At 65.9% G+C, this 19,084-nt stretch carries 16 protein-coding genes; 8 read left to right on the forward strand and 8 right to left on the reverse strand.

Annotated elements, in window-relative coordinates; all coding sequences use genetic code 11:
* Position 1: 1 nt before the first annotated feature.
* Positions 2-1,633, reverse strand: coding sequence for a hybrid sensor histidine kinase/response regulator (locus BM186_RS18525; protein ID WP_074917258.1), 1,632 nt, complete (start codon positions 1,631-1,633; stop codon positions 2-4).
* 196 nt (positions 1,634-1,829) lie between these two features.
* Between BM186_RS18525 and BM186_RS18530 the strand changes: the two genes are divergently transcribed.
* Positions 1,830-2,198 carry a hypothetical protein gene (locus BM186_RS18530; RefSeq protein WP_017675741.1) on the forward strand — a complete coding sequence of 123 codons (369 nt, stop codon included), beginning with the start codon at positions 1,830-1,832 and terminating at the stop codon, positions 2,196-2,198.
* A gap of 7 nt (positions 2,199-2,205) precedes the next feature.
* Here BM186_RS18530 and BM186_RS18535 read toward each other — a convergent pair whose 3' ends face one another.
* From BM186_RS18535 to BM186_RS18550, 4 genes are all read right to left on the reverse strand, one after another.
* On the reverse strand, positions 2,206-3,306 hold the full coding sequence (locus BM186_RS18535; protein WP_074917259.1) for a GGDEF domain-containing protein: 1,101 nt from the start codon (positions 3,304-3,306) through the stop codon (positions 2,206-2,208).
* Positions 3,307-3,389: 83 nt separating this feature from the next.
* The gene (locus BM186_RS18540) at positions 3,390-4,685 is read right to left on the reverse strand and encodes a TRAP transporter large permease (protein ID WP_074917261.1); all 1,296 of its coding nucleotides are present in this window, start codon (positions 4,683-4,685) and stop codon (positions 3,390-3,392) included.
* The gene (locus BM186_RS18545) at positions 4,675-5,151 is read right to left on the reverse strand and encodes a TRAP transporter small permease (protein ID WP_072425007.1); all 477 of its coding nucleotides are present in this window, start codon (positions 5,149-5,151) and stop codon (positions 4,675-4,677) included. Before BM186_RS18545 ends, BM186_RS18540 begins: the two co-directional genes overlap by 11 nt.
* A 155-nt stretch (positions 5,152-5,306) precedes the next feature.
* Entirely contained in the window at positions 5,307-6,308 is a 1,002-nt protein-coding gene (locus tag BM186_RS18550; protein ID WP_074917264.1) for a DctP family TRAP transporter solute-binding subunit, read from the reverse strand.
* A 298-nt stretch (positions 6,309-6,606) separates the two neighbouring features.
* Between BM186_RS18550 and BM186_RS18555 the strand changes: the two genes are divergently transcribed.
* The 3 genes from BM186_RS18555 (at position 6,607) to BM186_RS18565 (ending at position 11,467) form a co-directional block, all read left to right on the forward strand.
* Positions 6,607-8,067 carry a sigma-54 interaction domain-containing protein gene (locus BM186_RS18555; RefSeq protein ID WP_074917266.1) on the forward strand — a complete coding sequence of 487 codons (1,461 nt, stop codon included), beginning with the start codon at positions 6,607-6,609 and terminating at the stop codon, positions 8,065-8,067.
* 386 nt (positions 8,068-8,453) lie between these two features.
* The gene (locus tag BM186_RS18560; RefSeq protein WP_074917269.1) at positions 8,454-9,839 is read left to right on the forward strand and encodes a GntP family permease; all 1,386 of its coding nucleotides are present in this window, start codon (positions 8,454-8,456) and stop codon (positions 9,837-9,839) included.
* A 74-nt stretch (positions 9,840-9,913) separates the two neighbouring features.
* Positions 9,914-11,467: an acyl CoA:acetate/3-ketoacid CoA transferase gene (locus tag BM186_RS18565; RefSeq protein WP_074917272.1), complete on the forward strand. Its 1,554-nt coding sequence runs from the start codon at positions 9,914-9,916 to the stop codon at positions 11,465-11,467.
* 155 nt (positions 11,468-11,622) lie between these two features.
* Here BM186_RS18565 and speB read toward each other — a convergent pair whose 3' ends face one another.
* The gene (speB, locus tag BM186_RS18570) at positions 11,623-12,588 is read right to left on the reverse strand and encodes an agmatinase (protein WP_074917273.1); all 966 of its coding nucleotides are present in this window, start codon (positions 12,586-12,588) and stop codon (positions 11,623-11,625) included.
* A gap of 51 nt (positions 12,589-12,639) precedes the next feature.
* Complete coding sequence (locus BM186_RS18575; protein WP_074917274.1) at positions 12,640-13,713, reverse strand: extracellular solute-binding protein; 1,074 nt, start codon at positions 13,711-13,713, stop codon at positions 12,640-12,642.
* Positions 13,714-13,853: 140 nt separating this feature from the next.
* On the opposite strand from BM186_RS18575, the gene BM186_RS18580 reads away from it, so the two are divergent.
* From BM186_RS18580 to BM186_RS18595, 4 genes are all read left to right on the forward strand, one after another.
* Complete coding sequence (locus tag BM186_RS18580) at positions 13,854-14,747, forward strand: LysR family transcriptional regulator (protein ID WP_074917275.1); 894 nt, start codon at positions 13,854-13,856, stop codon at positions 14,745-14,747.
* An 81-nt stretch (positions 14,748-14,828) separates the two neighbouring features.
* Entirely contained in the window at positions 14,829-15,383 is a 555-nt protein-coding gene (locus tag BM186_RS18585; protein ID WP_074917276.1) for an NADPH-dependent FMN reductase, read from the forward strand.
* Positions 15,384-15,488: 105 nt separating this feature from the next.
* A complete protein-coding gene (locus tag BM186_RS18590; protein WP_074917277.1) occupies positions 15,489-16,070 on the forward strand; it encodes a TetR/AcrR family transcriptional regulator in 582 nt (193 codons plus the stop codon).
* On the forward strand, positions 16,067-16,945 hold the full coding sequence (locus tag BM186_RS18595) for an alpha/beta hydrolase family protein (protein ID WP_074917278.1): 879 nt from the start codon (positions 16,067-16,069) through the stop codon (positions 16,943-16,945). The genes BM186_RS18590 and BM186_RS18595 overlap by 4 nt, the downstream gene beginning before the upstream one ends.
* A gap of 95 nt (positions 16,946-17,040) precedes the next feature.
* Here BM186_RS18595 and BM186_RS18600 read toward each other — a convergent pair whose 3' ends face one another.
* Complete coding sequence (locus BM186_RS18600; protein ID WP_074917279.1) at positions 17,041-18,996, reverse strand: PhoX family protein; 1,956 nt, start codon at positions 18,994-18,996, stop codon at positions 17,041-17,043.
* Positions 18,997-19,084 lie beyond the last annotated feature (88 nt).

Consider the following 19,084-nt stretch of genomic DNA (forward strand, 5'->3'; position numbering starts at 1 on the left):
ATCACGCGGTCTTGAGCTTGAGTTTCAAGGCCACCAGCAGCGAACGCAGCTCGGCGGGCTGCACCGGTTTCGACAGGATCGGAATTTCGCTGTCGCCCACCTGCTCCTGCACACGACGCACGTCGTGCCCGGTCATGATGATCGCCGGTACCTTGCGCCCACTGCTGCGCCGCACATGCTGGATGCAGTCGGCCCCCGACGCTTCGGTGCCGAGGTCGAAGTCCGTCACCACCAGATCGAAATGCGCAGAGGCATCGGGCAGCGTGCTGAAGGTGGCGACTTCGCAGCCCCACTTCTGCAGCAAGGTGGCAGTGGCCAGCAGTACGTTCTGGTCATCTTCGATCAGACACACACGCAAGCCATCGAGCATGCGCGGCGCCTGCAGGCTGCTGCCCTTGGCGGAGGACATGGCGCGCGGCGCCTCGACGCGCTGCAGGCCGTCGATCACCGCCCGTGTGCCGCGGGCCTCCACGGAGTGAATGCTCACACGCATGTCCATCAGCGTGCCCAGGCGCCTGACGATGGCCAGGCCCAGGCCCATTCCCTCGACGTCGCTGTCTCGCTCCTGGCGCACGCGGTAGAACTCCTCGAAGACGCTGTCGAGATGGCCAGCGGCGATGCCGCGGCCCTTGTCGTAGATCTCGATGGCAATGCCTGGCCCACGACGGCGGCAGGCGATCAACAGCGGTTTGCCCGGCGCGTATTTCAGGGCATTGGACAGCAGGTTCTGCAGCATGGTGGTGAGCAGCACCGGGTCGGCCCGCACATGCAGCGGCGGGCAACGCAGGCGCATCTCGACCCCGGCCCAACGCGCCGCCTCGGCATTCTGCTGGATGAATTGCTGCAACAGGCTGCGCAGCTCCAGCGACTCCAGTTGCGGCACCACCTTGCCGCTGTCGAGCGAGTACATATCGAGAATCGTGCGGAATAGGCGTGCGACGCTGTGCAGTGATTTATCGATGTTCTCCACCAGGCGCCGCTGCTCGGTGCCCAGGCTGCTGTCGCGCAGGCAGGCGGTGAACAGGCTGATGGAATGAATGGGTTGGCGCAGGTCGTGGCTGGCCTGGGCGAGAAACTGCGACTTGGCCCGGTTGGCCGCCTGCTCGGCCTCGGCCGCCTGGCGCGAACGCTTGAGCAGGGCGTGCATGTAGGCCGGCGCCAGCAGGGTGGTGAGCAGCAGCGTGACGATCAGGTAGGGCTGCGATTGCCAGTGTGCCGACAGGCTGGCGGCCACGCTCAGCGACAGCAGCGCCATCAGGGTGGCCAGCAGCAGGTAGCCGGAACCGTAGCGCAAGCCATAGCCGATGGTGACCCACAGCAGAATCGCATAGACCGGCAGCATGGCTGCGCCGCCAAGCGCCATGGTCACCGCGATGCCGGCGTAGTCGGTGAGCATGGTGATCAGGCGGCGCCCACGATGGTTACCCGGACGCCGCCGGATATCGAACCAGATCAGCGTGGCGACGACGCTGAAGACGCACTCCAGGAGGAAGATCTTCCATACCAGCGCCGGGTCGATCAGCGACAGATGGTAGAGGATCACGATGTAGCAGGCCGCGACCGACATGAAGATCATCCGCACCCCGGCCTGGGCGCGTTCGGTGTCATACGCGGCGAAGACAGTCCCGGACATGACGTTTCCCTGCTGATTACAGCTCATGTTGTGGTGTCGGCACCTTAGGCCGGAGCTTGCGGCCGGCGCAAGGAACTGGTTGGCAGGCAAAGAGGCACTAGTACACCCGTACTATTTCGTGCGCCCCCAGCCATTCCTAGAATCCGGGCAACGCCTCGGCACTGGGTCGGGGCCCGGTCATAGAAGGGAATGTCTGATGAACATCAAAGGAACCCTGGGCGTCCTCATGAGCGCCACCGTGCTGGCCTCGCTGAGCGGCTGTCTGGCGCAAAACACGCAAACCCAGGGGCTGCAGAATACCCAGCTGGCCAACGATCCATGCGCGCCGAGCGCGACCAGCAACCTGATCGCCACCGGGCGCAGCCTGCTGGATATGGCCAACACGGTGCTGGAGACGCAGCAGAGCTTCAACGGCAACACCGCGACCTATGCCAAGCGCATGGAAGTTGCGGAAAACGCGCAGAAGGTCAACCAGGGCCACAACGTGCTGAATAACGTCGAGAACCTGGCCGGTGCCGGCCAGCAGCCCTGCGTGCCCGCTGCACCTGCCAACGCAGCACGCTAGCCGGCCCTCAAAGCCGCACGTCGAATTTGTCCAATAGCAGCTCGGTCGGTATGTCGGCGCTGACCAGCTGGTTGCGTCCGCGCTGCTTGCCGCTGTACAGGCGACGATCAGCAGCGCGGTAGAGCTCGGCGGCGCTGCGGCCGTCCACGGGCCAGGTGGCCAGGCCGAAGGTGGCGGACAGCGCGATCTGCTCACCGTCGTACTCAAGCGGCTGTTCGGCGATCTGCTTGCGCAGTTTGTCCACCAGCGGGTCGGCGCCGGTGCTGTCGGTATGACGCAGCAGCAGGCCGAACTCCTCCCCACCCAGGCGACCGAGAAAATCGGTCACGCGCAGGCGCTGCTGGAGGATCTGACAGATGTGCTGCAGCGCCATATCGCCCGCCTCGTGCCCCCACTGATCATTGACCTGCTTGAAGTGATCGACGTCGAGCAGCACCAGTACCAGATGTCCGTTGCTGCGCTCGGCCTCCTGGATGCTGCGTTGCAGGGCGTGCTGGAAGCTGCCGCGGCTGGCCACGCCAGTGAGCGAGTCGGTCTGCGCCAGGCGCTGCAGCTCCTCATAGGCCTGCATGCGCAAACCGTCGTAGATATGCACGAACACCAGGATCAGCACACCACACAGGGCGGCGTTGCCCAGGTCGATCAGGCCGTGTGTGTCCAGGGTCAGGTGGTTGTCGGCGAAGTACAGCAAAAGCCCGGCGCCCATGAACGGCGCGGTGAGCAGGAAGGCGCGCTGCTTGCCCAGCAGCAGGTAGGCCAGCAGCGGGATCATGTACAGCCAGACGAACGCCGCCGCTGAGGCGTCCGGCATGACGATGATGTAGAGGATGAAGCAGAAGGTCGGGATCAGGTACAGGTAGATCCACAGGTACAGATGGCGAGCGCGTTCGATGCGCCAGGCGCCGAACAGCAGCAAGGCGGTGCACAGCACTTCGAGGATGGCGAAGGGGTAGTTGCCGGCCAGGGCCTGCAGCACGGCAAAGCCGCCCAGGGTCAGGCCGGTGGCGAGCAGGATGGTGCGCATCAGCTTGCGCTTGCCCGATTCGCGCAGCCCTTCGCAGTGCCCTGCGCCTACATCCCTGTGATCGTTATAGTTGCCGTCACTCATCTTGGTGCCCAGCGCTGCCGCCCTCAGCGGTGCGCAGCCCCCCGCTGCGCACCATCAGGCAACTATAGACGGCCTTGCCTGTTTTACACCGCGTAACCCAGCACGCGCGGCAGCCACAGGGCGATTTCCGGGAAGATCGCCACCAGTAGCAGGGCGCTGGACATCACCAGCACGAACAGCAATGCCCAGCCCACGGTCTGTTCCAGGCGTATCTTGGCCACCTCCGCCGTGACCATCAGGTTGATCGCCACCGGCGGGGTGAACTGGCCGATGGCGATGTTCATCGCCAGCAGGATGCCGAACCACACCGGGTTCCAGCCGAAGTGCTGCATCACCGGAATCAGGATCGGCATCAGGATCAGGTAGATGGAAATGGCATCGAGCAGCATGCCGGCCAGCAGCACGGCGAGCATCACCAGCGCCAGCAACACCCAGCCGTTGTCCGACAGCGAGATCAGCCATTCGGCCAGATGACGGAAGGTGCCGAGCATGGTGCCGGCCCAGGCGAAGATGCCGGCCAGGGCGATGATCAGCATGACCACCCCGGAGATTACCCCGGCCTCGCCACACAGGCGCCAGAGGCTGCGCCAGTCCAGCTCGCGGGTGACGAACAGGCCGATCAGCACGCCGTAGGTCACGCCGACCACGGCGGCTTCAGTGGGGGTGAACAGGCCGCTGCGCAGGCCGCCGAGAATCAGCACCGGGGCGAACAGCGCCGGCAGCGCCTGCTTGAAGCTCTCGCCCAGCGGCGGACGCTCGCCCTGCTCCGGCGACTCCCAACCGTAGTGGCGCGACAACAGCCAGGCCGGCAGCAACAGCACCAGGCCGGCGAGAATGCCGGGGAACAGGCCGGCGGCGAACAGCGCGCGCAGGTCCACGCCTGGCACCACGATGGAGTAGAGAATCAGCGCGATCGACGGCGGAATCAGGATCGCCGTCGAGGCCGAAGCGGCGATCAGCGTGGCCGAGAAGGGTTTGGGATACCCCGCCTTGGTCATGCTCGGCAGCATCACCATGGCCACGGCGGCGGCATCGGCCGGGCCGGAGCCGCTCATGCCGCCCATGATCAGGCACACCAGCACCGCGACCATGGCCAGGCCGCCGTGACGCGGGCCGATCAGCGCCTGGGCGAAGCGCACCAATCTGAGTGCTACTCCGGCTTTCTCGAACACCAGGCCGGTGAGGATGAACAGCGGAATGGCGATCAGCGGGTACTTGGCCACGCCGTTGTAGGTGTTGGTGCCGAGGGTGGCGAGCATGTCCGGCGACAACCCGGCGATGATACCGATGGCCCCGGACAGGCCGAGGGCGAAGGCCACCGGCACACCGAGTGCCAGCAGCACGGCGAAACTGAGGATCAGCCAGAGATCAGGGCTCATCACTGATTCTCCCGCGCAGGCGATCGACGGTCATCTGGGTCAGGCGCACGAACACCAGCAGCGCCAGGATCGGCAGCCAGATCACGTACCACCAGTTGGGCAGGCCAAGGCCGGGCGACTCGGAATCCCACTGGAATTCCTCCCAGGCGAACTGGCCACCGAACCAGCACACCAGCCCCAGCACCAGCACGCCGGCCAGCCACTGCAGCAGGATCAGCGGCGTGCGCAGGCGCGGGAACAGGCGCTCGAGCAGGCCGATACGAATGTGTCGGTTGCTGCGCATGGCCACCGAGGCACCGGCGAAGGTGAGGATGACCAACAGGAACACCGAGATTTCCTCGGTGAAGGCGAAGGATGCATCGGTGAAATAACGCACCACGACGTTGGCCAGGCTGATCAGGCTGATGATCACCAGGGCCAGGGTGGCGAGCACGCGCTCCAGCGGCGCGTCGATTGGCTTGCTCATAGGAACCTCGAATGACCGGAGCAATGCGCGCCAGTGGTGACGCCCCTGCCCTCTCCCCCAGCCCCTCTCCCGCATGCGGGAGAGGGGAGCAGAGCGGGCTGCGGGACATCCATCACTACGCCCCGCAGTGTGGGCTTCCGGTCAGATAAAACGAATCAGGGCTGGGCCACGGCCTTGCGCGCGGCGTCCATCAGCGCATCGCCGATGCGCGGTGCCCATTTCTCATGCACGCTGGCGGTGGCTTCGACGAAGGCCGCGCGCTCGGCGTCGCTCAGTTCGATCACTTCCACGCCGCGCTCACGCACGTCGACCAGGCGCTGCGCCTGAGCGCCACGCGACAGCTCGATCTCCCACTTGCCGGCGTCGATGGCTGCCTGGCTGAGCAGCTCGCGATCTTCCTCGGGCAGGGATTTCCATACGCGCTGGTTGACGGCGAACACCAGCGGGTCGGCCATGTAGTCCCACAGGGTCAGGTACTTCTGGCCAACCTGGTCGACACGCGCCACGTCGAAGACCGACAGCGGGTTTTCCTGGCCGTCCACCGCGCCGGTGGTCAGTGCCGGCTTGGCATCGGCCCAGCTCATTTGCGTGGGGTTGGCGCCAAGGGCGGTGAAGGTGTCTTGGAACAGTGGCGAGCCGACCACACGGATCTTCAGGCCGGCCATATCGGCCGGGCTACGAACCGGCTTGGACGAGTTGGACAGTTGGCGAAAGCCGTTCTCACCCCAGGCCAGCGGCACGATGCCGCGCTGTTCGATGGCGGCGAAGGCCAGCTTGCCGGCTTCACCCTGGGTGATGGCGTCGAGGTCGGCATCGTTCTTCATCAAAAACGGCAGGGAGAACAGGTTGAGTTCCGGCACCTGCGGCGACCAGTTGATGGTCGAGCCCACGGCCATGTCGATCAGGCCGGAGCGCATGGCAGAGAATTCCTTGGTCTGGTCGCCGGCGACCAGTTGCGCATTGGGGTATACGCGCAGGGTGATGCGCCCCTCGGAGCGCTCGTTGACCAGATCGGCCCATTTCTGCGCGGCCTGGCCCCAGGGGAAGGCGTCGGAAAGTACGGTGGAAACGGAGTATTCACGCGCCTGCGCGGTGGCGCACAGGGCGGTCAGCGCAGCGCCAGCGGCGAGCGCGGAGAAGAGTCGTTTGAGTTTCATCGGGGCGTCCTTGTATGGATCTTGGTCATTGTCGTTGTGGCACCGGCAAAGCGGTGCGGATCCAGCGGCGAGCGGATGGCTCGCCTGGCGCGCCTGGTCGGCACGCGAAAGGGACACGGCAGGTGTCACGGCTGCCGGGCAGGCCTTGTGGGCGATCGGCAGGTGCCGGCGGGTTACGCGCGGCCGCCCAACTATTCCAGAAGCGCGCGGCGAATGCCATTGTCTGATGACTGTTGACGTTGCCCGGCCTGATCGGCGCTGCCCATAATCACCGGCATCTCATTTTCGGACAGTCCCCATGGCCATTTCCCGCGACGACCTCGACCAGCACGGCCTGATCATCGGCGTGTCGCCCGAGCGCTTTCGCGCGGTAGCCATGCCGCTGCTGTTCGATCACCTCAATGCTCAGTGCGAGGGCACCATCGCGGTCAATCGCCAGGCGCGCATCGTCTGGATCAACGACAAGTACGCACAGAAGGTCGGCATCGCCGATGCGCGCACGGCGCTGGGCAAGGAGATCGAGGAAGTGCTGCCGGCCAGCCGCCTGCGCGAGGTGGTGGAAAGCGGCCAGCCGAGCATGCTCGACCTGATGGCCTTCGGCAGCGAGCACTTCGTGGTCACCCGCATTCCGCTGCGCGACGAGGATGGCACCCTGGTCGGCGCGCTGGGCTTCGTGCTGTTCGACCGCGCCCGCCATCTCAAGCCGCTGATGGCCAAGTACGCCAACCTGCAGACGCAACTGCTCGCCACCCAGCACGAGCTGGCCAAGGCGCGTCGGGCGCGCTACACCATCGCCGGTTTCATCGGCGCCAGCAATGCAGCCAGTGAGGTAAAGCGCCAGGCCCGCCGTGCTGCGCAGCTCGACTCCACCGTGCTGATCCGCGGCGAGACCGGCACCGGCAAGGAGCTGCTGGCGCAAGGCATCCACAACCTGTCGCCGCGCGCCAACGGGCCATTCGTCGCAGTCAACGTCGCGGCAATTCCGGAAACCCTGGTGGAGGCCGAGCTGTTCGGCACCGCGCCCGGCGCCTTTACCGGCGCCGACCGCAAGGCGCGCATCGGCAAGTTCGAAGTGGCCAACGGCGGCACCCTGTTTCTCGACGAGATCGGCGACCTGCCGCTGCCGTTGCAGGCCAAGCTGCTGCGGGTGCTGCAGGAGCAGGAGGTGGAGCCGCTCGGCTCCAACCAGGTCAAGCCGCTTAACGTGCGGGTGATCGCCGCGACCCATATCGACCTGGAAGCCAAGGTGGCCGCCGGGCAGTTCCGCGATGACCTTTACTACCGCCTCAACGTGCTGGCCCTGCGCGTGCCGCCATTGCGCGAGCGTGCCAGCGACATTCCCGCACTGATCGAGCACCTGCTCGATGACCTGGCCAACCGCTCCGGCCTGGCACCCATGGAGCTGACGGACGATGCCCTCGCCCTGCTCTGCGCGCAACCGTGGAAGGGCAACGTGCGTGAGCTGCGCAACCTGCTGGAGCGGGCGCAGCTGGCGGTCGATGGGCGGCTGGATGGCGAAGCCTTGCGCGGTTTGCTGGTCGACCCAGTCGCACCGAGCGAGCCAGCGCCCGCTGTGCCAGTGGTGACGAGCATGGCGCAGACGCTGGCCGAACAGCTGGCGCAGGCCGAGCGCCAGGCGCTGCAGGCGGCACTGGCGGCCTGTGGCGGCAATCGCCAGTTGGCCGCCGAGCGCCTGGGGATCTCCCGCGCCGGGTTCTACGCCAAGCTGGCGCAGCATGGGCTGGGGCGAAAGGGCTGAGCACTTCGCAGAGCGTGTTGTAGGAGCGGCTGGGCGGCACTCCGCTTTAGCCGCGATGCTCCCAACAATGCTTCGCGGCTGAAGCCGCTCCTACAAATACCGTTGTCGGCTGCGCGTCCATATTTATGGAATTCTCTCCAAATAAATCCAAGAAACTAGACTAAGTCCAGAAAAATGGACACTTATCTACATCCGACCTACCTGCCCTGCACTCGGCACGAAAGCCTGAAATCCCCTGCCCACAAGCCTTCCCGCCCTATCGACCAAAGTCTCACCCCAGCCTGGCACGACTCTGGCTCTATATCCGGCAAAGGCGCGCTGCCGCATCCGCGCCTTCCCGATAAAACGGCCTCGAGCCGCTAGAACAACAACAAAAGGAACCACCCATGGGTACCCTCGGTATTCTGATTTCCCTCGCATTGTTGATGTACCTCGCCTATCGCGGCATCAACGTCCTGATCCTCGCCCCACTGCTGGCTCTGCTGGCGTTGCTGTTCGCCGGCGATATCGCTCTGCTGCTGCCCACCTACACCCAGGTGTTCATGAAGGCCATGGGCGGCTACGTGATCCAGTTCTTCCCGCTGTTCCTGCTCGGCGCCCTGTTCGGCAAGCTGATGGACGATTCGGGATCAGCGCGCGCCATCGCCCACGGTATCGTCGCCAAGGTCGGCAGCGAGCGCGCCATCCTGGCTATCGTACTGGCCTGCGGCATTCTCACTTACGGTGGCGTATCGCTGTTCGTGGTGGCCTTCGCCGTGTACCCGATCGGTGCCGCACTGTTCCGCGAGGCGGGCATTCCCAAGCGTCTGATCCCCGGTGCCATCGCCCTCGGCTCGTTCACCTTCACCATGACCGCGCTGCCCGGCACGCCGGCGATCCAGAACGCCATTCCCAACCCCTTCTTCGGCACCGACGCCTTCGCCGCGCCGGGCTTGGGGGTGATCGCCGGCCTGATCATGTTCGGCCTCGGCACCTGGTGGCTCACCGTGCAGTCGCGCAAGCTGATGGCCGCGGGTGAAGGCTATGGTGAGCACCGCGACGACCCGGTCGTCGAAGAGCGCCGCGACATTCCCGGCTTCTGGCTGGCGCTGCTGCCAATCTTCGTGGTGATCGCGCTGAACTTCCTGATGGCCAAGCAGATTCTGCCGGCGGTAGATACCAGCTACCTGGCCAAGCCGGAATACGGCGGCCTGCAGGACGCCAAGTCGCTGATCGGTATCTGGTCGATCATCGTCGCCCTCAGTGCCGCCATCGTGCTGCTGATCGCCCTGCACTGGAAGCGCTGGATGGACCTGAAGAAGAGCGTCAACGATGGTGCCTTCGGCTCCATGCTGCCGATTCTCAACACTGCCGCCGAGGTGGGTTACGGCACAGTGATCGCCTCCTTGGCCGGCTTCGTCATCATCCGTGACCTGGTACTGGGCGTCTCCAGCAACCCGCTGATCTCCGAAGCGGTAGCGGTGAACATCCTCGCCGGTATCACCGGCTCGGCCTCCGGCGGTATGTCCATCGCGCTGAAGACCCTCGGCGCGCAGTACCTGGAAATGGCCAACGCCGTCGGCATCAGCCCCGAGCTGCTGCACCGCGTCGCCGCCATGGCCTCGGGCTGCATGGACACCCTGCCGCACAACGGCGCGGTGATCTCGCTGCTGGCGATCTGCAAGCTCACCCACCGCGAGTCGTACAAGTTCATCTTCGTCAACACCGTCGCCTTCCCGATGGTAGCCCTGGCCGTGGTGATCACCCTGGGCACGCTGTTCGGCAGTTTCTGACGGGCCTGGCATGGCGCCCTCGGGCGCCATGCTGCCTGTACACCGTGTTGTTCAATCGCTTTCGAGTACCCGCAATGAGCAAGATCATGACCGCCGCCGAAGCCGTGGCGCGCATCCCGGACAACGCCAACCTGGCCACCGGCGGCTTCGTCGGTATCGGTTTCGCCGAGCAGATCGCCATCGCCCTGGAGCAGCGCTTCATGGCTGAACAGGCGCCGCGCGATCTGACCCTGGTGTATGCCGCCGGCCAAGGTGACGGCAAGGGTCGCGGCCTCAACCACCTGGCTCATGAAGGCCTGGTGCGCCGGGTGATCGGTGGCCACTGGGGCTTGGTGCCGGGGTTGCAGAAGCTGGCGGTGGACAACCGCATCGAAGCCTACAACCTGCCGCAGGGGGTGATCTCCCAGCTGTTTCGCGATATCGCTGCCGGCAAACCGGGGCAGCTGTCGCGGGTAGGCCTGGGCACCTACGTCGACCCGCGCCATGGTGGCGGCAAGCTCAATGCGCTCACCACTGCCGATCTGGTGCGGTTGATGCCCATCGATGGCGAGGACTACCTGTTCTACCCAACCTTCCCGATCAACGTCGGCATCGTTCGCGCTACCAGCGCCGACCCTGACGGCAACCTCAGTTTCGAGCGCGAGGCGCTGACCATCGAGAGCCTGGCCATCGCCATGGCCGCGCGCAATAGCGGCGGCCTGGTGATTGCCCAGGTCGAGCGGGTGGTCGAGCGCGGCTCGCTCAACCCACGGCAGGTGAAGATTCCCGGCATCCTGGTAGATTGCGTGGTGGTGGCCGAGCCGGCCAATCACCAGCAGACCTTCGCCACGTCCTATAACCCCGCCTTCGCCGCCGAAACCCGCGTACCGGTGGACAGCCTGACCCCGATGCCGCTGGACGTGCGCAAGCTGATTGCCCGTCGCGCAGCGCTGGAGCTGAAAGCGGACGCGGTGGTGAATCTCGGCATCGGCATGCCCGAAGGCGTCGCCGCAGTGGCCGCCGAAGAAGGTGTGATCGAGCGCCTGACGCTGACCGCCGAGCCCGGCGTGATCGGCGGCGTGCCGGCCTCGGGCCTAGACTTCGGCGCGGCGAGCAACCACAGCGCTCTGCTCGATCAGCCCTACCAGTTCGACTTCTACGACGGCGGCGGCCTGGATATCGCCTTCCTCGGTCTGGCCCAGGCCGATGCGGCGGGCAACCTCAACGTGTCCAAGTTCGGTAGTCGCCTTGCGGGGGCTGGCGGTTTCATCAACATCAGCCAGAACGCCAAGCAGGTGGTGTTCGTCGGCACCTTCAGCGCCGGTAAGCAGGACATCCGCATCGAAGACGGCCAGTTGCGCATCATCGAGGACGGCGAGTTGCGCAAGTTCGTCGCCGAGGTGGAACACCGCACCTTCGCCGGCCGCCTGGCCGCCGAGCGCGGCCAGCCGGTGCTCTACGTCACCGAGCGCTGCGTGCTGCGCCTGACTACCGAAGGGCTGGAACTGATCGAAGTGGCGCCGGGGGTGGACATCGAGCGCGACATCCTCGCGCGCATGGACTTCGCCCCCATCGTCCGCCAGCCGAAGCTGATGGACGCACGGCTGTTCCGGCCCGAGCCGATAGGCCTGGCGCAATGCCTGGACTAGCGCAAGGACAATCTTTGAGCGTGAACTCACGGGCCTGAACAGGCCCGTTTTTTGCCAGAAACTTATCGCGAATCGTAGGGTGGACCACGCTTCAGCAGTCCACCATGGGCAGCCGGCGCGAACACCCCAGGTGGAAATGAACAGCGCTTTCCACCCTAGATCCGTTCACCCAGCTTATGCCGCGCGGCATACAGGCAGATCATCTCCATCGCCAGGGTCGCGCCGGCCAGCGCGGTGACCTCGGCGTTGTCGTAGGGCGGCGCCACTTCCACCACGTCCATACCGACCAGATTGATGCCGCGCAGCCCGCGCAGGATCTCCAGCGCCTGATGGCTGGAAAGGCCGCCGCACACCGGTGTTCCGGTGCCGGGGGCGAAGGCCGGGTCGAGGCAGTCGATGTCGAAGGTCAGGTACACCGGATGCTCGCCCACCCGCGCGCGGATGCGCTCGGCGATCTGCTCCGGCGTGCTGCGGTGCACCTCGCGGGCATCGAGCACCTGGAAGCCCATCACGTCGTCGTTGGTGGTGCGCAAGCCGACCTGCACCGATCGCGCCGGGTCGACCAGGCCTTCACGCGCGGCGTGATAGAACATGGTGCCGTGGTCGATACGCTTGCCCTCCTCGTCCGGCCAGGTGTCGCTGTGTGCGTCGAAGTGGATCAGCGCCAGGGTGCCGTGTTTCTTCGCATGGGCCTTGAGCAGCGGGTAGCTGATGAAGTGGTCGCCGCCCAGGGTCAGCAGCGCGCTGCCGGCCTCGAGAATGCGCGTGGCGTGCGCCTCGATCAGCGCCGGGGTGTCCTGCGGCGTGCCGTGGTCGAAATAGCAGTCGCCGTAGTCGACGCAGGCGAGCACATCGAAGGGGTCGAACTCCCAGGGAAAATGCCGCGCCCAGGCCGACTGGATCGACGCAGCGCGGATCGCCCGCGGGCCGAAGCGGCTGCCGGGCCGGTTGGTGGTGGCGGTGTCGAAGGGCACGCCGCTGATGGCCAGGTCCACGCCGGTCAGGTCACGACTGTAACGCCGACGCATGAAGCTGGTGATGCCAGCGTAGGTGGGTTCGGCGGCGGTGCCGTAGAGGCTGGCGCGGGTGATGGCCTGGTCGTTATCGAAGGCTTGATCCATGGTCGGGTACTCGTTCGGTGATGTTCGCGAGCAAAGCTCGCTCCTACAGACTCAGTACTGGCTGCGGAAAGCTGTCCACAGGCGGGTGCGCTGACGCTGCTCGCGCAGGCTCAGCACCTGCTCGGCGAACAGGCGCTCGCGCACGGCTTCGGGCGGGTAGATATCCGGGTCGCCGCTCACCACCTCGTCCAGCAGGGGCGTGGCGGCGTGGTTGGCGTTGGCGAAGAACAGTTCGTTGGTCAGCTCGGCGATGGCTTCGGGCTGCAGCATGAAGTCGATGAAAGCGCGGGCATTGCCCGGATGCGGCGCATCGGCGGGAATGGCCATGGTGTCGAACCAGATCAGCGTGCCTTCACGCGGAATGCGGTAGAGCACCTCGAAGGGTTGCCCGGCCTCGGCAGCACGCGCAGCGGCCATGCCGGCGTCGCCAGTGTAGGTCAGCGCCAGGCAGGTCTCGCCCTTGGCCAGATCGTCGATCTGCCGGGCATTGCCGATGTAGCGCAGGTTCGGTTGCAGCGCCGCGAGCAAGGCGCTGGCCGCCTCCAGATCGGCGCCTTTGGCGCTGTAGGGCGGCTTGCTCAGGTAATTGAGGGCGATGGCGATCACCTCCTGCGGCGAGTCGAGCACGGAGATACCACAGTCCTTGAGCTTGCTGGCGTACTCGGGCTTGAACAGCAGGTCGAGGCTGTCCAGAGCCACGCCGGGTAGACGCTGCTCGACAGCTTGCTTGTTGATCGCCAGGCCCACCGTGCCCCAGGTGTAGGGCACACCGTACTGGTTACCGGGGTCGACGCTGGCCAGCTTGGCCAGTAGTTCGGGGTCGAGGTTGCCGGCGTTTTGCAACGCCCCCACCGGCTGCATCGCCTTGGCCTGGATGGCACGCGACAGGCCGCTGGAAGCGGGAAAGACCACGTCATAGCCGCTGCCGCCGGTCATCAACTTGCTCTCCAGCACATCGGTGCTGTCGAAGGTGTCGTATTTGACCCGGATGCCAGTCTCGGCCTGGAAGCGCGCGAGCGCCTGCGGCGCCACGTAGTCGGCCCAGTTGTACAGGTTAAGCTGTTTCGGCTCCGCCATCAGGGGCGTGGCGACGGCCAGGAGCAGCAGGCTTGCAGCAAGACGCATGGTTCTATCCTCGGGCAGACTTGGTTGGCCGTGCCTCTCTGCTGGAGGCTGGGATGTCTGCATCCTGCGCCCGGCGTTGCTTCGGATAAATACGAAGTGTTCTACTTCAACATTGACAGCTATCAATGTATGGAGCCCGCATGCTCAGCCAACTGCGCGACCTCGACCTGCAACTGTTGCGGCTGTTCGTCACCGTGGTGGAGAGCGGCGGCTTCAGCGCCGCGCAGGGTGAGCTGGGCATCGGCCAGTCGACCATCAGCACGCAGATGGCCAAGCTGGAAACACGCCTGGGCTTTCGCCTGTGCGAACGCGGCAAGGCCGGCTTTCGCCTGACGCCCAAGGGCGAGCAGGTGCTGGCCGCCACGCGCAAGCTGTTCGCCGCCATCGAGACCTTCAAGGGCGAGGCCCAGGGCATGGCCGACAAGCTGCTCGGCGAACTGCGCATCGGCCTGTCCGAAGCGTTGTCGGACGAGGTGCTACAGCGAATCGGCGAGGCCATCGGGCGTTTTCGCCAGCGCAACCAGGCGGTACAGATCGAGCTGGTCAGCGCCATGCCCGCCGAGCTGGAGCGACGTCTGCTGCAGGACCAGCTACAACTGGCCATCGGCTATTTTTCCGGCAGCCAGACGGCTCTGGACTATCAGCCGCTGTTCGACGAACGCCAGCGCCTGTACTGCGGCCGCCAGCATCCGCTGTTCGACCGGCAAACGCCGAGCGCCGATGACCTGCAGGCCTGCGACCGCGTGGTGCATCCCTATCGGTTCATCGCTGCCGACGAACCCTGGCAAGGCGGCAGCAGCAGCGCGCGCTGCGAACAGGTCGAAGGCAGCCTGGCGTTCATCCTCTCCGGTGCTCACCTGGGCTATCTGCCCGAGCACATCGCCCTGCCCTGGGTAGAGCGCGGCGGCTTGCGCGCGCTGCCCGGCAAGTGGGATTTCACCGTGCAGTTTCGTCTGGCCAGCCATCGCGGCCATCCCGCCAGCGAGGCGCAGAAGGCCTTCGCCGACGATCTGCTGGACGCGTTCGGCGAGTGACGAGGCGCGAACCCTGCACCTGCTGAAACATCCGGGGTCTATAGTGGTTGTTCCTTCCTCACCACACCTTCTGGAGTACACATGAGCAAGACCTACAACGTCGCCGTGCTGATCGGTAGCCTGCGCAAGGCTTCCATCAATCGCAAACTGGCACTGGCGCTGGCCGACCTGGCGCCGGCCTCGCTGAACCTGGAAATCCTCGAGATCGGCGACCTGCCGCTGTACAACGAAGACGCCGATGGCGATACCGCTCCGGCCTCCTATGCGCCGTTTCGCAGCAAGCTCAAGGCGGCCGATGCGGTGCTGTTCATTACCCCCGAATACAACCGCTCGATACCGGCGCCGATGAAGAACGCCATTGATGTCGGCTCACGCCCTTATGGCCAGAGCGGCTTCAGCGGTAAACCAGGCGCCGTGCTCAGTGCCTCGCCGGGCGCCGTTGGTGGCTTTGGTGCCAACCATCACCTGCGCCAGTGCCTGGTGTTCCTCGACGTGCATGTGCTGCAGCAGCCGGAGGCTTATCTCGGTGGCGCCGGCAACTTCTTCGACGAGAACGGCGTACTCAGCGACGGCATCAAGCCGTTCCTGCAGAAGTTCATCGACGCCTATGCCGCCTGGGTAGCCAAGCAGGCCTGATACCGCGCGCCGCCCACCGGGCGGCGCTTCACTATGCCGATATGCCCTCATCTGCGACCTGAATGACACTGGCCACTAGACCGACCGGTCTACATAATCCAGGCCATGACCAAGACCACTCGCGACAAACTGATCGACGCCATGATCGATGCCCTGCAACGCAAGGGTCTGCATGGCGTTGGTTTGAACGAACTGCTGGCCGCCGCCGATGCGCCCAAGGGCAGCCTTTATCACCACTTCCCGAACGGCAAGACCGAACTGGCCGTGGCCGCCATCGAGCGTGTCGGCCAGCGCGCCGAGCAGGCATTCGCTGCGCTCTTCGAGCGTCAGTCCGATCCACTCGATGCGCTGACTATCTGGCTACAGGGCGCGCTTGGCCAGTTGCAGGAAAGCGCCTTCGAGCGCGGCTGCCCGCTGGCCACCGTGGCCCTGGAAAGCGGTCCGCAGGATCATGAAATTCGTGCAGCCCTGGCCAATGCCTTCACCTCCATTCGCCAGGCACTGCAGCAGCAACTGCAACGTCACGGTTACCCACAGCCAGAAGGGCTCGCGGCCTTGTTCGTCGCACTCTACGAAGGCGGTCTGCTGCAAGCGCGTGTCGCCGGCAGCAGCGAGCCGCTGAAACAGGCCGTCGCCACCCTGCTCCACCTGACCCGCCAGCACCGCACGGAGTCCCCGCCAGCATGAACACAGCCATCCGCCGCGAAACCCTGCCCCTGCTCGCCCTCGACGACTACCAGCTGGCCGCCACGCGCTATCACGCCGAGCGCCCCCAGGCGCAACTGCTGATCGCCGGCGCCACTGGGGTGCCGCAGGGGTTCTACCGGCGATTCGCCGAGCATGCGGCCAGTCGCGGTTTCAATACCCTGACCCTGGACTACCGCGGCATCGGCCAATCCAGGCCAGACAGCCTGCGTGGCTTCGAGATGGAGTATCTGGACTGGGCCCATCTCGACCTGGCCGCGGCAGTGGATCAACACCGGCACGCCGAGCGCCCGCTGTTCATGGTCGGCCATTCCTTCGGCGGTCACGCCTTTGGCCTGCTGCCCAACCATGATCAGGTCGCCGGCTTCTACACCTTCGGTACCGGCGCCGGTTGGCATGGCTGGATGCCTAGGGCCGAACAGCTTCGCGTGCTGGCCATGTGGCGAGTGATCGGCCCGCTAATGACGCGCTACAAGGGCTACCTGGCCTGGAGCAAGCTGGGCATGGGTGAGGACCTGCCGCTGGGCGTGTACCGCCAGTGGAAACGCTGGTGCCGCTTCCCGCGCTATTTCTTCGACGACCCGCAGATGCCGGGGCTGGCCGAGCGCTTCGCTCAGGTGCGTACACCCATTGTGGCGCTCAACGCCCTGGACGACCTGTGGGCGCCACCCGCCTCGCGCGATGCCTTCATGGCTGCCTACGTCAACGCGCCCTATCGGGCGCGCACGCTCGACTCGCAGGCCGAGGGCCTGGGCGCGATCGGTCATATGGGTTATTTCCGCCCTGCGGCGCAGCGTCTGTGGGACGAGACGCTGGACTGGTTCGAGCAGCTGCACGCCGAGCGCCGCGCGGCCTGACCTCGTAGGGTGCGCTGCGCGCACCAGCCAAGGCGGGCACAGGCATCGGTGCGCGCGGCGCACCCTACGGAGAGGCTGCGTCGCTGCAGCAGCGATCAGCTGCCGATCACTCCGCCGTCGAGGCGGGTCACCAGCACGGTGGTCGAGCGCGGGCGGCTGCGGCCATCGCTGGCCGGGTAGCTGAGGCTCGGGTGCTGGATATTGGCCCACATCGCCTTGCCGTCCGGGCTCCAGGCCAGGCCGGTGATCTCGCAGCCGCGCGGGCCGACCATGAAGCGGCGCACCTCGCGGGTAGCGGGGTCGGCGCAGAGCATCATGTTGCAGCCCATGCCCTGCATCGGCGCCTCTTCGTCGTCATAGTCGGTCTGGATCCACAGCCGCCCAGCGGCGTCGAAGGCCAGACCGTCCGGCGAGGAGAAGATGTCACCGTTGACGGTGCCGGTGAGGTTGGCCGGCATTGGCTCGCCGCCAGCAGTCCGCGCGCCCCTGGCCTCGCCGGCCAGGAGGAACAGCTCCCAGGTGAAGGCGGTGGCGGTCGGGTCGCCGCCCTGCTCGTTGAAACGCAGGATCTGCCCGTGCAGGTTGTGCGGACGCGGGTTGGCGGCGTCCGTGGGCTGCTTGTCGCCACGGCCGTCGTTGTTGGTCAGGGCGACATAGACCTCGCGGGTGCCGGGGTGCACCGTGGCCCACTCGGGGCGATCCATCGGCGTGGCGCCGGCGCGATCGGCGGCGGCGCGGGCGTTGAGCAGCACCTCGGCCTGGCTGGCGAAGCCGTGCTCGGCGCTCAGGCCGTTCTGCCCGTGAACCAGGGCCAGCCACTGGCCGCTGCCGTCGGCATCGAAACGCGCGGCATACAGCGTGCCTTCGTCCAGCAGATCGCGGTTGGCCCGTGGATTGGCGGCGTCGAAGCGCCCGCTCGGGACGAACTTGTAGACGTACTCGCCGCGGGCGTCGTCGCCCGAATAGAAGGCCATGCGCCCGTCCTCGCCGAGCGCCAGCGCCGCGCACTCGCGACTGAAGCGGCCGAAAGCGGTGCGCTTGATCGGCTGCGCGCCGGGGTCGAAGGGATCGATCTCCACCACCCAGCCGAAACGGTGCGGCTCGTTGACATGGCCGCCGTGGGGCTGGTCGGCATAGGGCGTGGCGTCGAAGCGCGCGTCGGCGGTTTCCCAGGCGTAGTTCTTGCTGGTGCCCTCGGTGGCCAGGCCGTAGCGCTTGTGCGACACACGACGCTGGTAATCCTGTTGGTCGCGATTGATGAAGTAGTTGTGCCAGTTCTCCTCGCAGGTGAGGAAGGTGCCCCAGGGCGTGACACCGGTGGCGCAGTTGTTCAGGGTGCCGAGCACCGTCAGGCCTTCGGGGTCGCTGGCGGTCTTCATCATCTCCAGCCCGGCCAGCGGCCCGGCCAGGCGCATTGGCGTGAGCATGCTGATGCGTCGGTTGTAGGGCGAATCCATGACTCTGTGCCATTGGCCGTCCGAGCCTTTTCTCACCTCGATCACCGAGACGCCATGGGCGGCCTGCTCCTTGCGCACCTCGTCCAGCGGCCGCGGTCGGCTCTGATCGATCACCCCGGACGGATGCAACGGCGGGTTGACGTACTCGTGGTTCATCACCAGCAGGCCACGATCCTCTTCGCCCTCGAAGGCGAAGAAATTCATGCCGTCATGGTTGTCGCCGGCCTGCTTGAGCTGGGCCTGCCAGTCGTCGCTGGCGTCCGGACGCCAGTCCGTCGCGCCAGGCTCCACCGCATCGCCCCAGGAGAAGAACGGCACGGCGCGGTAGCCCGGTGGCACCAGCACCTGGTCGAACTGGGGATCGAACTGCAGCGGCACGCTGGTGAAGTTCAGCAACGGGCTGGCCGACGCCTTGCTACAAGCGGCCAGGCCGCCACCGAAGAAACCCAGGGCGGCCAGACCCAGGCCGCCCTTGAGCAGGTTGCGCCGGGTGGGGTCGATCAGCGTCGCCAGCGACGGGTTGGCGCTGGGGTTGATCGACTGGTCGTCGTGGGCTTCGAGGCGTTGGTGAAAGTCCTGCGGATCGTGCTTCATCGAGCTTCTCTGTGCTGGCTGGTGTTCCCGGATTGCATCCGGGTCGGGGATACGCGGTTAAATGCCCCCTCTCCCTAACCCTCTCCCC

The organism is Ectopseudomonas toyotomiensis (assembly GCF_900115695.1).
Classification (GTDB): Bacteria; Pseudomonadota; Gammaproteobacteria; order Pseudomonadales; family Pseudomonadaceae; genus Aquipseudomonas; species Aquipseudomonas toyotomiensis.